This window comes from Agrobacterium sp. 10T429 (assembly GCF_056393925.1).
The window spans coordinates 240027-254691 of sequence record NZ_JBFTGV010000008.1 but is presented as its reverse complement, the minus strand read 5'-3'; the positions used below and the strand labels follow the sequence as shown (position 1 = coordinate 254691).

The following is a 14665-nucleotide window of genomic DNA, read 5'->3' as shown; positions in this document are numbered from 1 at the left end:
GTCAAAAAACAGACCGCTCATTGCAGTCACAAAATCAAACCCCAAAAGCAAAAGCCCTTGGAAAACAACAAGCAGTCAGCTCATCAACATGATTTCTTTAGAACGAAAGACTTCGTCGCCAGCAGCGCCGCCGCCCTCGTTCAGTGAGCGGACTTATAAGAGATCACCCACAAACAAGTCAACACACCAAAATACAAATTCTAAAAAAAACATTCAAAGCATTGATTTTAAAGGAGAGTTTTGATTTTTCGGGATTCTGCCTCCCATTGGCCTCCACCAACGGACCGATTTTTAACAAGGGAATGCAGCCTGAACCCATATGAATGGTGCTGCGCCTTGTTTTGGCCCGACTCCTCGCTAATTGCTTTGCCAACAAAACGTTAATGCGGGCACGCGCGCGAGCCTGTTGCCGGCATATCTATTGAGGGTGCCGATCAATTTGACTCACGGCTTTGAAAGTTGCACACCTTCGCCTGAAGTTTCTGGAGAGCGCATGACCCACGGGGCACAGCTAGTATGACTGCGGATCGCAACGTGATCCGGTCGCTAGGCACGGAACCGCCAATTCTGGCGGAAGGGCGCCGTGCACCCGATCGCCGTGAGATTTCGCTCAGATGGCTTTCCGGCACGTTCCTTACCGGCATTACCTCTTCCATATTGATGGGTGTTGCGCTCTTTGCAGCTCTTGATGGCCGCCAGCAGCTTGCCATTCCGGCCGAGGCCTTCGCCAAGGCGGATATGGGCAACAATACCGCGGAAGCGGCACGCCGCGGCACACGCCTCATTGCGCCCAATATTGCGGCCCGGCCCTCGGACCGCTCGATCATGGAAGTCTCCACCGTTATCAACGAGGGCGACAAGGAAGTGGTCCGCAAGGTTCCCTTCTCACACGTCAAGATTCCGCTGGCGTCCAACTACGCCAAACAGGACGATTATCCCGCCTTCGATCCCCTGAACATTTTCGCAAGCGGCGACGACAAGGACGCCCCGGCGCCGGCGCCGAGCCGCACGGGCACAATCTACGGCTCCGAGGTCGAATCCGAAGTCAGCCTGAAAACGGTCGCCTTTCCGATCCAGCACTCCAAGTATCCCTTCGCCGGCTCCCTGAGCTTCGACGAGGTTGAGGAGGCAGTGCGCTCGAACGGCTCGATCCTGACAGATGGTAACGAGCAGCTTGCAGCGCTATATTACATCGACCCCCGTCGTTTCGATAATGATGAGGGTGATGTCGATATCACCGCCGGTCTTGCCGCCCGTGTCGTCGAACAGAATATGTCGGTTTCGACCCCTCAATCGCCCTCGGTTCCGGTCAAGGAATATGCCGACGACGTTATCCCTGCCCGCCAGACCGAAACCATCGAAGCCGCTCTATTCGGCGCGGGTTATTCGAAGGCGCAATCCTCCGAAATCGCTGGCCTGTTGTCACCGCAACTCCAGTCGAACAATGTCGAAAGCGGCGATGTGCTCCGCGTCGGCATTATTCAGGAAGACGACAAAAGCGACATCGTACGCGTAAGCCTTTATCGCAAGGGTCGCCACATGGTCACCATGGCCGTGGACGATCGCAAGAATTTCATCAAGGCCAGCGAACCGCCGAAGCTCGACGCGGTGGCGACGGCCTTTGACAGCACCCCGGCACCGGCCGCCGGCCGCGATCTGCCCAGCGTCTACGATGGCGTTTACCGGGCGGCTCTGGCCTATGGCATGAATCAGGGCATGGTCTCCCAGCTCATCAAGCTTTTGGCCAGCAGCGTCGATTTTCAGGCGCAGTTGAAACCGGCAGATACGCTGGAGGCCTTCTTCTCCGTGGAAGATGCGGATGGCAAGGCGACGGACAAGTCCGAACTGCTCTACGTCAACGCCAAGTTCGGCGATAACGAGACGCGGTTTTACCGGTTCCAGAACCCGGACGATAACAGCATCGACTATTTCGACGAGAACGGTAAGAGCATCCGGCAGTTCCTGTTGCGCAATCCGGTTCCGAACGGCCGCATGACATCAGGTTTCGGCATGCGCCGCCACCCGGTTTTGAAATTCAGCCGCATGCATACCGGCACCGACTGGGCGGCAGCGCGCGGCACGCCGATCATCGCGACAGGCAACGGCACTGTCGAAAAGGCCGGCTGGGCCTCCGGTTACGGCAACCAGACCCTGATCCGCCACGCCAATGGCTACGTCTCCTCCTATAACCACCAGAGCGCCATCGCCAAGGGTGTCACCGAGGGTTCAAAGGTCCGGCAGGGCCAGGTAATCGGTTATGTCGGTTCGACCGGCCTTTCGACCGGCGCGCATCTGCATTACGAGCTGATCGTTAACGGCACGAAAGTGGACGCGATGAAAGTGCGTCTGCCGGGCGGCAAATCGCTTTCCGGCGTCGCGCTCGCGCGGTTCTCCGACGAGAGAAAGCGGATCGACAATCTACTCAACATCGAAGAAAAACCCAATCAGGTGGCGAGCCGCTAGTCCGCCGGGCCTCGTGACCAGAGGGACCGCTATACGAAAAAGGGCTCCGTTACCGGAGCCCTTTCGTTTTATGCCGCATCGGCGGTTTCAGTCTCGGCCTCACCCTTTGGGGGCTTGACCTTGAAAAGCAGCCGGTCGGTGCCAGAGGTCACCTTGACCCGCGATCCGTCCGGGATCTCGCCGCCGAGAATCATTTCGGCGAGCCTGTCCTGAACGGTCTTCTGGATCACACGCTTCAGCGGACGTGCGCCATAGGCCGGATCGTAACCCTTATTGGCAAGCCAGTTGCGGGCATCCTCATCCAGTTCGAGGGTGATCTTGCGATCACCCAGAAGCGAGACGAGGCGCTTGAGCTGGATCTCCACGATCGCACCCATCTCGTCGCGCCGCAGGCGATGGAAGAGGATGATATCGTCGATACGGTTGAGGAATTCCGGCCGGAAATGCGACCGGACACGCTCCATCACCAGGTCACGAACCGAATCCACATCGTCATTGTCGCCCATCTGCGTCATGAATTCCGAACCGAGGTTCGAGGTCATGATGATGATGGTGTTCTTGAAATCGACGGTGCGGCCCTGGCCATCGGTCAGACGGCCATCATCCAGCACCTGCAACAGGACGTTGAACACGTCCGGATGCGCTTTCTCGATCTCGTCAAACAGCACGACCTGATAGGGCCGGCGGCGAACCGCTTCCGTCAACGCACCGCCCTCTTCGTAACCGACATAGCCGGGAGGCGCACCGATAAGCCGGGCAACGGAGTGTTTCTCCATGAATTCCGACATGTCGAGGCGAACCATCGCGGTCTCGTCGTCGAACAGGAACCGGGCGAGCGACTTGGTCAGCTCGGTCTTGCCCACGCCCGTCGGGCCGAGAAAGATGAACGAGCCGATCGGCCGGTTCGGATCCTGAAGACCCGCGCGCGAACGGCGAACCGCCTTGGAAACGGCCTGCACGGCCTCGCCCTGCCCGACCACGGACTTGGCAAGATCGTCTTCCATGCGCAGCAGCTTCTCGCGCTGGCCTTCCAGCATCTTGTCGACAGGAATGCCGGTCCAGCGGGAAACGATGTGGGCGATATTGTCCGCCGTCACCACTTCCTGAACCATCGAGCCAGCACCGCTGCTGTCACGCGCTTCCGCTGCAGCCAGTTCCTTTTCGAGGCCCGGAATGATGCCATAGGTCAATTCACCGGCGCGCTGGAACTGGCCGTTACGCTGGGCACTTGCCAGTTCGTTGCGGGCATCGTCCAGCCGCTTCTTGAGGTCTGCGGCATGGCCCAGCTTCTGCTTTTCCGCCTGCCAGCGGGCCGTCAGGGCATCGGCCTTTTCTTCGGTGTCGGCCAGTTCGTCCTCGAGCTTCTTCAGGCGGTCGACGGATGACTGATCCGTCTCCTGCTTCAAGGCTTCGCGTTCGATCTTGAGCTGAATGATCCGGCGATCCAGTTCGTCCAGTTCTTCCGGCTTGGAATCCACCTGCATGCGAAGGCGCGAAGCGGCTTCGTCCATCAGGTCGATTGCCTTGTCGGGCAGGAACCGGTCGGTAATGTAGCGGTTGGAAAGCGTTGCAGCTGCAACCAGGGCCGAATCCGAAATGCGGACCTTGTGGTGCTGTTCGTATTTTTCCTTCAGGCCGCGCAGGATCGAGATCGTGTCCTCAACGGTCGGCTCATCTACGAGCACCGGCTGGAAACGACGGGCAAGGGCCGGATCCTTTTCCACGTGCTTGCGATATTCATCCAGCGTGGTGGCGCCAACGCAGTGCAGTTCACCTCGGGCAAGGGCGGGCTTCAGCAGATTGGACGCATCCATGGCGCCATCGGCCTTGCCGGCACCGACCAGCGTGTGCATCTCGTCGATGAACAGGATAATGCCGCCATTTTCCGCCTGCACTTCGTTCAGGACCGCCTTCAGACGCTCCTCGAACTCGCCGCGATACTTCGCGCCAGCGATCAGCGCACCCATATCCAGCGCCATAAGCTTCTTGTCTTTAAGGCTTTCGGGCACATCGCCATTGACGATGCGCAGCGCAAGACCTTCGGCAATCGCCGTTTTACCGACGCCGGGTTCACCGATCAGCACGGGATTGTTCTTGGTGCGGCGTGAAAGCACCTGAATGGTCCGGCGGATTTCATCATCACGGCCAATCACCGGGTCGAGCCTGCCTTCGCGGGCTTCCTCCGTCAGGTCGCGCGCGAACTTCTTCAGCGCGTCGAAGCCCTGTTCGGCATTGGCGCTGTCAGCCGTGCGGCCCTTGCGGATTTCATTGATGACCTGATTAAGCGCCTGCGCCGTCACGCCGCCCTTTTTCAGGGACGCCGAGGTGGAAGCAGAGTTTTCGATCGCCAGCGCCTGCAAAAGACGCTCGACGGTGACGAAACTGTCACCAGCCTTCTTCGCGAGTTCTTCCGCAGTCGAGAACACTTTCGCAAGTGGAGCCGTAAGGGAAAGGCCGCCATTGCCGCCGGAAACCTTGGGCAATTTCGCCAGTGCCGCATCGTTGGCCAAGCGCACTTCCTTGGCGTCGCCGCCAGCCCGCTCGATCAGCGATGCTGCCATGCCCTGCTCGTCATCAAGCAGAACTTTCAGCACATGTTCGGCAGAAAACTGCTGGTGATTTTCCGCAAGCGCAAACGTCTGCGCCGATTGCAGAAAGCCGCGAACGCGCTCGGAGTATTTTTCAATATTCATAGTCGAACCTCCATATACCGGCCCGCCCGCTTTCGGCACGGATCCGGGTGTTTGGGTTGAGGCTCCCTCAAAGGCAAGCCCCGCTACGGCAGTCGCGTTTTACAGATTTCACGATTGCCGCCTCTTGATGGGCGGTTACCGCTGCATGCGGCATCCGTCCTTACTGCACGAATATGGGAGGCATTTTCATCGGTTTAAAGGGGAGGAAAACGACTGCCGGGGAAATTTTAGCCGGACTTGATAAGCGTCACGACTGTTTGCCGCGATTGCCCCCTTCGAACAGCGCCCAAGCTTTTACACCCGACCCCAAAAACAAAAAAACTCCGGCAAGCCGGAGTTTTTTCAATCGCGTGGTATTTTGAAAACCCTGCTTATTCAGCAGCGTTTTCGAGCGTGGCAGGTGTTGCCTCATCACCGGCTGGTGTATCTTCGCCTTCAGCACCCTCAGCACCTTCCGCGGTTGCGGCGCGGCGCGGGCGACGCGGGCGTGGGCCGGTGGCGCGGCGGGCCTTTGGTGCGCGTTCAGTCGCTGGTGCTTCCGTCTGCTGCTGCTGTTCCTCGACGGCCACTTCCATAGGCGTGCCTTCGATGACGGGCTGAGGCGCCTGGCTGGCGTCGTATACCGGCTGCTGCCGTTCGTCCGAAGCCTGCGGCTGGCGCGGCTGGCGCTCCTGCCGTTCACGGCGGTCCGGGCGCTCACGACGTTCCTGACGCGGCTCGGAACGCTCCTGCCGTTCCTGGCGCTCCGGCTGCTGAACCCGTTCCGGCTGTTCGAACTGCTGCTGCGGTGCACCATCGTCACCGTCGTTCATATCCATATCGTCGGCATCCGAAGCATTGTATTCGCCACGGTCGTCGCGCTGGAAACGCTCCTGCATCTGGGCCTGAGCGGTGGCGATGATACGGTTGTAGTGTTCAGCGTGCTGCAGATAGTTTTCAGCGATCACGCGGTCGCCAGCACTCTGCGCGTCCCGCGCAAGGGTGGCGTATTTTTCCGCTATGTGCTGGGCTGTGCCACGAATTTTAACATCGGGACCGGAGCTGTCATAAGTCCTGGTGAGCGGGTTACCGCCCTTGCGGTTGAAGTTGTTGTTGTTACCGCCACCATTGTTATTGTTGTTGTTGCTTCCACGCCCCCGGCCGCGCTTGTTTTGCTGTCCTGGCCTCATCAATTGCTCACCTGAATTCTGTTTTGCTGACAATCTGGTTATTTTCATGCAATTCCGGGCGGAAAACCGCTGGAAACTTTTCCTGAAATTGCTCCATTACGCGCCCTGCTGGAGATAACCCCAGACAAGACCCCGCGTATGACGACCGGTCGCGCAAAATGCTGCAACGAGCCACCTGCGAACAAAGTTTACTGATTCACATGCCGGAAACGCCCAGCCTTCAGGGTTCTCAAAAGAACCCGCTTCGGGACTGACCCATACCCTGACGAATCTAAATTCGTCCTCAGCCACCCGGCATGTGGCGGCAAACTATCCCGCTTCATGCGGAAATCCAAGCCTTTTCTTTTGCTGTGCAAAATATCCTTGCAAATAATCCGCAGACGTATCGCGAACAACTATCTCCGGAAGGTCAAAACTCTGTCGTTGCCGCCATAATCCTTCACGGCGTCGAGAAGAGAGAAGCCGTGGGAAGCAAATATAGCGGAAACATCAAGCCTTTGATCGAAACCGATCTCCACACCGACAATCCCGTTTTCCACAAGAAAGCGGCCTGCGTCGGCAGCGATGAGGCGGTACGGTGCAAGGCCGTCCTGACCTCCGTCCAGCGCCGCCATCGGATCGTGATGGCGAACCTCTCGGTCTAGCGTTGTGACGATGTCACTTCTTATATAAGGCGGATTCGACACAATTATGTCAAACCTGCCAGAGATTTTTTTGAACCAGTCGCTACGCATGGTTTCAAAACGCGAGGCGAGACCATTTCGGGCAGCGTTTTTCGCTGCGGTTTCCAGCGCAACGGCGGAGATATCGCTGCCGACGCCAGTTGCTTCCGGACATTCCTTGAGAAGCGCCAGACAGATCGCACCCGTGCCCGTACCCAGATCCAGAATGCGCGCACTGCCCTTGTCGGCAACAATTTTTTTCAACGCAGGCAACAGCGTATCGACGAGAACTTCCGTATCCGGGCGGGGTTCGAGCGTCTCCGTCGATAAAAGAAGATCGAGCCCGTGAAATTCGCGGTGGCCGAGAATACGATGGACTGGCTCTCCGCCTGCGCGCCTTTCGACCATGGCGGCGATACGGGCGCTTTCTTCCCGAGTGACGGGATGGTCCGGTTTCATCACGAAATCGGTCAGTGAAAAACCGGTTACGTCGGCGACCAGCAGGCGCGCATCAAGCAGCGGATCGGCGATGCCCGCCGCCTGCAGCCGTTTGCGGGCTGCGGCAAGCTCGGTCGAAACGGTCCCGTCAGCGCCGCCACTCAAAGCTGTTGTTCGCCAAGCTGGGCAAGCTGACCGGCCTGATAATCAGCAATCAGCGCGTCGACAAGCTCGTCGATCTCGCCTTCGATCATCCGGTCGAGCTTGTAGAGGGTCAGGTTGATGCGGTGATCAGTGACCCGCCCCTGCGGAAAATTGTAAGTGCGGATGCGCTCAGAACGGTCGCCGGAACCGACCTGGCTCTTGCGGTCGGCTGAACGCTCGCTTTCCACCTTCTGGCGCTCGATGTCGTAAAGACGCGAACGCAGAACCTGCATAGCCTTGGCGCGGTTCTGGTGCTGCGACTTTTCAGAACTGGTAACGATCAAACCCGTCGGAAGATGGGTGATGCGAACGGCGGAGTCAGTGGTATTGACGTGCTGCCCACCTGCACCCGAAGCCCGCATCGTGTCGATACGAATGTCTTCCGGGCGAATTTCGACATCGATATCCTCCGCCTCCGGCAGCACGGCAACAGTGGCTGCCGAGGTGTGGATGCGGCCGCTCGCTTCTGTTTCCGGCACGCGCTGCACCCGGTGCACGCCGGATTCGAATTTCAGCTTGGAAAACACCCCTCGCCCGCTGATCGTGGCGATGATTTCCTTGTAACCGCCCGCCTCGCCTTCGCTTGCGGAAAGAACTTCAACTTTCCAGCCCTTGGCTGAAGCGAAGCGCTCATACATGCGAAACAGATCGCCGGCGAAAAGTGCCGCTTCGGATCCGCCCGTGCCGGCGCGGATTTCGAGGATGGCGCTTTTTTCGTCCGCCGCATCCTTGGGAAGCAGCAGGACCTGCATTTCCTTCTCAAGCTCGCCAATTCGGGCCTCGACCTCCGGCAGCTCCATTTCCGCCAGATCGCGCATGTCCTTGTCGGTCGTCTTGTCGGCAAGCAGCGCCTGCAGATCGGCGGCCTCGGAGACCGCCTTTTCGTATTCACGGACTTTTTTCACCACCGGCTCAAGTTCGGAATATTCCGAAGCCAGCTTCACATAGACATCCGCTGCCGGACCAGCCGACATCCGCGCTTCGATCTCTCCGAAACGCCTTTCCAACTCGCGCATTTTTTCGACGGGAAGCTTCGCCACCAGTCACTCCGATTATGAAACAGGTCTTTTAAATGGGAATGGAATGCGTCGCGGCAAAGCGTAACAACACCTCGCGCGCGCTTTCCAGCGAATTATGATCGTCGAGCGCAGCGTTCAGCTCATCGGCAAGGCTCGCGGCATCAAGCCCGAGAAGCATGGCCTTGACGGGACCAATCGCCGTCGGCGACATGGAAACCGAACGGAAACCAAGGCCGATCAAAGCCATGGCCGAAAGTGGCTTGCTTGCCATTTCGCCGCAAAGCGTGACCGAGGTGTGGTGCTTTTCGCCAGCGCGCACGATATCGCGCAGAATGCGCAGGAACGGCTTGCCAAGATTGTCGAAACGATCCGAAACCCTTGCATTGCCGCGATCAACCGCCATCGAAAACTGGAACAGGTCGTTCGAACCGACGGAGACGAAATCCACTTCCTGCATCAGCTCATCGAGTTGCCACATCAGCGAAGGTACTTCCAGCATCGCACCAAATTGCAGCTTTTTCGGAAGCGCATGGCTGAATTTCGAAAGATGCTGCACTTCCTTCTGAAGCAGATCGCGCGCGGCGCGGATTTCGGAAACCTCCGTCACCATCGGCAACATCATGCGTAGTTCAGCACCTGAGGCAGCACGCAGAAGCGCGCGCATCTGTGTGCGCATCAGACCCGGGCGGTCGAGCGACAGGCGGATCGCCCGCCAGCCGAGCGCCGGGTTTTCCTCTTCCTGGCCGCGCATATAGGAAACGACCTTGTCGCCGCCAATATCCAGCGTGCGGAAGGTAACGCTCTTGCCCTTGGCCTGCCGCAAGACGGACCTATAGAACGCTTCCTGCTCCTCGCCCTTGGGCATGTTGGAGGCGATCATGAACTGCAGCTCGGTGCGGAACAGGCCGATGCCATCGGCGCCGGATTCCTCGAGCTGCGGCAGATCTACGAGAAGGCCCGCATTCATCTTGAGGTTGACCTTCTGGCCATCCTTGGTGATCGGCTCGACATTGCGAAGCGCGCGGAACTGCTCCTGGCGCTTGGCACGCAGGCGCACCTTTTCCTCATAGGCGCGCTGCAAATCCGACATCGGGCGCAAATGCACCTGGCCGTCATCGCCGTCGATAATGATGGGATCGTTATTTTCAGCGAGGGCGACGATGCCTGTCGCCTGCCCGATGATCGGAATGCCCATGGCGCGCGCCACGATGACGACGTGGCTCGTCACCGCACCGTCTTCGAGCACCAGGCCGCGCAATTTCTCACGCGGGTAATCCAGCAATTCGGCGGCACCCATGGCGCGCGCCAGAACGATGGCGTCCAGCGGAAAATCATGCTCGGGGCTTCGACCGCCGAAACCGATCAGCTGGCGCAGCAGCCGGTTGGCGAGATCGTCGAAATCATGCATGCGCTCGCGAAGATAGGGATCGGTCAGGCGCATCATGCGCGCCTTTGTGTCGCTCTGCACTTTCTCGACCGCAGCTTCCGCCGTTAGGCCGTTGCGGATAGCTTCTTCCATACGCCGCACCCAGCCCTGATCGTGGGCGAACATGCGGTAGGTCTCAAGAACCTCGCGATGCTCGCCTTCGGTCGGGACGTCGCGGCGCTGCAACATGTCGTCGATCGACAGGCGCAGCGAACCGATGGCGTCGGCAAGACGCAGGATTTCGGTATCCGCATCCTCATTCAGCAGATTGGTGACAACGATTCGGGGGTCGTGCAGCACGACATGACCAAGACCGATGCCTTCGCCATAAGCATCGCCATCAATGGAAACGGCACGCGTCAGGTCCAGCTCCACACCGGGGCGGGTGATCTTTTTCAATTCACCGCTCGCCACTATTTCAGCGATGAGCATCGCGGTTGTCTCGAGCGCTTCAACTTCATCCTCTCGGTATGTTCGGCTGACCTTGTTCTGGACCACAAGAACGCCAAGAGTGCGACCGGAGCGCAAAATCGGCACGCCGAGGAAGGAATGATAAATTTCCTCACCCGTTTCAGGAAGATAGCGGAAAGCCGGATGCGCCTGCGCATCGGAAAGATTGAGAGGTTGGGCGGAAGCGGCAATGGTACCGACAAGACCCTGCCCCATTTTCAGCTGGGCAAGATGCACGGCATCCTTGTTGAGACCTTCGGTAGCGTAAAGCTCCAGCACGCTGTCGGAACGCAGCACGTAGACCGAGCAAACCTCCGCCACCATGTTGCTGGCTATCTGACGGACGATCTGGTCCAGACGGTCCTGCGGCTCAAGGTGCTCCGCCATCATTTCGCGCAGCCGCTTTAGCAGGACGCGCGGACCTGCAGAAAGGTCTCTCATCGCGTTTGCTCCCCGACGCTTCCGATCCGAATGTCATAATATTCGAGAATCAAAACGTCATTTAAAAAATTTATAGCGCGAGAAGCGCGTCCCGCAAGGGACACGCTTTCATGAAACGCCACATCGGAAGAACGCAACCCCGAAGAATCGGAGCATCGGGAACCGATGTCTCGAGCTTAGTTCTTATCGAGACCGTAAGCAGAATGCAAAGTGCGAACGGCCAGTTCGGCATAGGCACCGTCGATCAGGATCGAAATCTTGATCTCGGAGGTGGTGATGGCCTTGATGTTGATGTTCTTCTCGGCAAGCGCCTTGAAGGCGCTGGCAGCAACGCCGGCATGGCTGCGCATGCCGATACCGATGACCGAAACCTTGGCAAGGCCGGTCTCGTTCTGCGCAACGTCGAAGCCGATCTGGGCCTTGTTCTCGTCCAGAACGCGCAGAGCCTTGGCAACGTCGCCAGAAGGAACGGTGAAGGTCATGTCGGTGCGCGACCCATCTTCGGAGATGTTCTGCACGATCATGTCGACATTGATATGCGCTTCGGCCAGTGGCCCGAAGATCGCGGCGGAGACGCCCGGACGGTCGGCCACGCGGCGCAGCGAGATCTGTGCTTCATCCTTGGCATAGGCGATGCCGGTTACGACTTCCTGTTCCACGATTTCTTCCTCGTCACAAATCAAAGTACCGGGCGGGTTGATGAGGTCGCCCATGCCCGGCGCATCGGGATCCTCGAAACTGGAGCGAACGAAGGTGCGCACCTTGTGTACCATGGCAAGCTCGACGGAGCGAACCTGCAGAACCTTCGCACCGAGAGACGCCATTTCGAGCATTTCCTCGAAAGCGATCTTCTTCATGCGGCGAGCCTTGGGCTCGATGCGCGGATCGGTGGTATAGACGCCATCGACATCGGTATAGATATCGCAACGGTCCGCCTTGACGGCGGCGGCGATGGCAACGGCTGATGTGTCCGAACCGCCGCGACCGAGCGTCGCAATGCGGTTATCCGGGCCGATGCCCTGGAAACCGGCAACAACGGCAACCTGGCCCTCGCCCATGCGGTGAACGATATCCGAACCGTCAATCTCGAGAATGCGGGCGGCACCATGTGCATTGTCTGTGCGGATCGGAATCTGCCAGCCCTGCCATGAGCGCGCATTGATGCCCATGGATTGCAGCGTGATCGCCAGAAGACCCGATGTCACCTGCTCGCCGGATGCAACGACCGCGTCATATTCGCGTGCATCGTAAAAGGAGGCGGCGTTGGCGCCGGCCACCTTCGCAGCATTCTGCACCCAGTCCACCAACTCGTTGGTTTTACCGGACATGGCGGAAACGACCACGGCCACTTCATGGCCGGCATCCACTTCGCGTTTCACATGCCGTGCGACATTGTGAATGCGTTCGAGGTTCGCGACGGACGTGCCGCCGAATTTCATGACAATGCGAGCCATAGCCTTGACCAGTACCATCCCTTTTTTCCGCCAGCCGTTTTTCAGGTGCGGACAAGAACAAACCCAGTCGGCTCTTTTTTTGATAAAGAGCCTCAAGTTGCGGGTCTCTTAGCGAAAAGGCGGGGGGCACGCAATGCCGTTTATGAACCATGCGGTACGCCTTTTTTTATAGCCCCGGCGAAAGAAGATGTCGGGATGGAATGGGCGACCGCATGCGGCGCTGTGAAAGAGCGTACCGCAGTGCACTGTACAAACGGGCCTATTCGCAGTATGGAGCGCGGCAATGCAACCGGCCAGATGGCCGTAATGGCCTGCATCGGCTGCCCCGGAGACTTTAGGACCTATTGGTTTCGGGCGGATGCAGGCAGCTTCATATCCGAAAGACGGTAGATGACAGACACCCAGGGTATCGCCCCGGCGATCGCGCAGGCGTTGGAAAAACGCGGCTACAAAGATTTGACCCCCGTGCAGAAGGCCATGCTTTCGCCGGAACTCGCCGACAAGGACGCGCTGGTTTCCGCGCAGACCGGCTCCGGCAAGACAGTTGCCTTCGGCATTGCGCTCGCGACCACGCTACTGTCGGAAAACACCCGTTTCGGCCAGGCTTCCGCGCCGCTGGCACTCGCCATTGCGCCTACCCGCGAACTGGCCATGCAGGTCAAGCGCGAGCTGGAATGGCTTTATGAATTCGCCGGGGTATCGATTGCGTCCTGTGTTGGCGGCATGGATATCCGCAGCGAACGACGCGCACTGGAGCGCGGCGCGCATATTATCGTCGGCACCCCCGGCCGCCTCTGCGACCACATCAAGCGCGGCGCGCTCGATCTGTCGTCGCTACGCGCCGTGGTACTGGACGAGGCCGACGAGATGCTCGATCTCGGCTTCCGCGAAGATCTGGAATTCATTCTGGAAGAATCGCCGGATAACCGCCGCACGCTGATGTTCTCGGCCACCGTCCCGCGCAGCATCGCCAAGCTTGCCGAAAGCTACCAGAAGAACGCCGTTCGCATCGCCACCGCCTCAGAACAGAAGCAGCATGTGGACATCGAATACCGCGCCTTGCTGGTGACCGGCTCCGACCGCGAAAACGCCATCATCAATGCGCTGCGCTTTTACGAAGCCCGCAACGCCATCGTTTTCTGCTCCACCCGTGCGGCCGTGAACCATCTGACGGCCCGTCTGAACAATCGCGGCTTTTCCGTCGTGGCTCTGTCAGGCGAACTGACCCAGAACGAACGCACGCATGCGCTTCAGGCAATGCGTGACGGTCGCGCCCGGGTTTGCGTGGCGACTGACGTTGCTGCACGCGGCATCGACCTGCCTGGTCTCGAACTGGTTATCCACGCCGACCTGCCGACCAATTCGGAAACGCTTCTCCACCGTTCCGGCCGTACCGGCCGCGCCGGGCAGAAGGGCGTCAGCGCCATCGTGGTGCCTGTCAACCAGCGCCGCAAGGCCGAACGCCTTCTGGAAGGTGCCAAGGTCAGCGCAGCATGGGTTCGCCCGCCTTCGGTCGAAGAGATCGTTGAACGCGACGGTGCCCGTCTCCTGGCCGATCCGGCTCTCACCGAGGCCGTGGCCGATGACGAGCGTGATTTCGTCAAGCAGCTGCTCGAGCAGCATGGCGCGGAAAAAGTAGCAGCCGCCTTCGTGCGCCTTTATCACGCCGGACGTTCCGCCCCGGAAGACATCACCGAAGTCGCGCTGGACAATACCCGCAAACCGCGCCGTGACAGCTTCGAAACCCCTGAAAACGACGCGCCGCGCCGCGAACGTTCCGACTTTTCCGACAGCGCTTGGTTTTCGCTTTCGGTGGGCCGCAAGCAGAGCGCCGAACCGCGCTGGCTCATCCCCATGCTCTGCCGCTTCGGCAAGATCACCCGTCAGGATATCGGCGCTATCCGCATGCAGCAGACGGAGACCTTTGTGGAACTCGCGGCCGATGCCGTCGATCGTTTCACCTCCGCCATCGGCAAGGACATGATGCTTGAAAAGGGCATTCGTCTGAAGGCGCTGGAAGGCAAGCCGGAAATGACCGGCAGTGTTCGTGAGGACACTCGCCCGGCCACGGCTCAGCGGAAGTTCAACAAACCCAATAATGCTGGCGGCGCAGCCGACGACCGCAAGGGCGACGACAAGCCCTGGAAAAAGAAAAAGACCTTCGGCGACAAGCCCAAATTCGAAGGCAAGAAGGACCGGCCTTCCGAAAAGCGCGGACCGAAGCCGGCAAAGGGCTGAGGCGCGGG

Annotated in this window: 8 protein-coding genes; 2 read left to right on the top strand and 6 right to left on the bottom strand. The window is 59.1% G+C overall.

The features are described from left to right. Nucleotides 1-516: 516 nt before the first annotated feature. Nucleotides 517-2463, top strand: coding sequence for a M23 family metallopeptidase (locus AC1DCP_RS19030; RefSeq protein ID WP_004432116.1), 1947 nt, complete (start codon nt 517-519; stop codon nt 2461-2463). A 68-nt stretch (nt 2464-2531) separates the two neighbouring features. Here AC1DCP_RS19030 and clpB read toward each other — a convergent pair whose 3' ends face one another. The 6 genes from clpB to AC1DCP_RS19000 all read right to left on the bottom strand — a co-directional run bounded on the left by clpB (nt 2532) and on the right by AC1DCP_RS19000 (nt 12419). Beyond that, entirely contained in the window at nt 2532-5156 is a 2625-nt protein-coding gene (gene clpB / locus AC1DCP_RS19025) for an ATP-dependent chaperone ClpB (protein WP_004432113.1), read from the bottom strand. A 371-nt stretch (nt 5157-5527) separates the two neighbouring features. Then, nucleotides 5528-6325 carry a DUF4167 domain-containing protein gene (locus AC1DCP_RS19020; protein WP_038494724.1) on the bottom strand — a complete coding sequence of 266 codons (798 nt, stop codon included), beginning with the start codon at nt 6323-6325 and terminating at the stop codon, nt 5528-5530. A 395-nt stretch (nt 6326-6720) separates the two neighbouring features. Then, the gene (prmC, locus tag AC1DCP_RS19015) at nt 6721-7590 is read right to left on the bottom strand and encodes a peptide chain release factor N(5)-glutamine methyltransferase (protein WP_038494721.1); all 870 of its coding nucleotides are present in this window, start codon (nt 7588-7590) and stop codon (nt 6721-6723) included. Continuing rightward, nucleotides 7587-8669, bottom strand: a complete 1083-nt coding sequence (gene prfA / locus AC1DCP_RS19010) for a peptide chain release factor 1 (protein WP_013762139.1) — start codon at nt 8667-8669, stop codon at nt 7587-7589. The genes prmC and prfA overlap by 4 nt, the downstream gene beginning before the upstream one ends. Nucleotides 8670-8697: 28 nt before the next feature. Beyond that, nucleotides 8698-10965 carry a phosphoenolpyruvate--protein phosphotransferase gene (gene ptsP / locus AC1DCP_RS19005; protein WP_004432101.1) on the bottom strand — a complete coding sequence of 756 codons (2268 nt, stop codon included), beginning with the start codon at nt 10963-10965 and terminating at the stop codon, nt 8698-8700. Nucleotides 10966-11141: 176 nt separating this feature from the next. After that, complete coding sequence (locus tag AC1DCP_RS19000) at nt 11142-12419, bottom strand: aspartate kinase (RefSeq protein ID WP_004432098.1); 1278 nt, start codon at nt 12417-12419, stop codon at nt 11142-11144. 390 nt (nt 12420-12809) lie between these two features. Here AC1DCP_RS19000 and AC1DCP_RS18995 point away from each other — a divergent pair, with 390 nt between their 5' ends. Next, a complete protein-coding gene (locus AC1DCP_RS18995) occupies nt 12810-14657 on the top strand; it encodes a DEAD/DEAH box helicase (RefSeq protein WP_476774566.1) in 1848 nt (615 codons plus the stop codon). Nucleotides 14658-14665 lie beyond the last annotated feature (8 nt).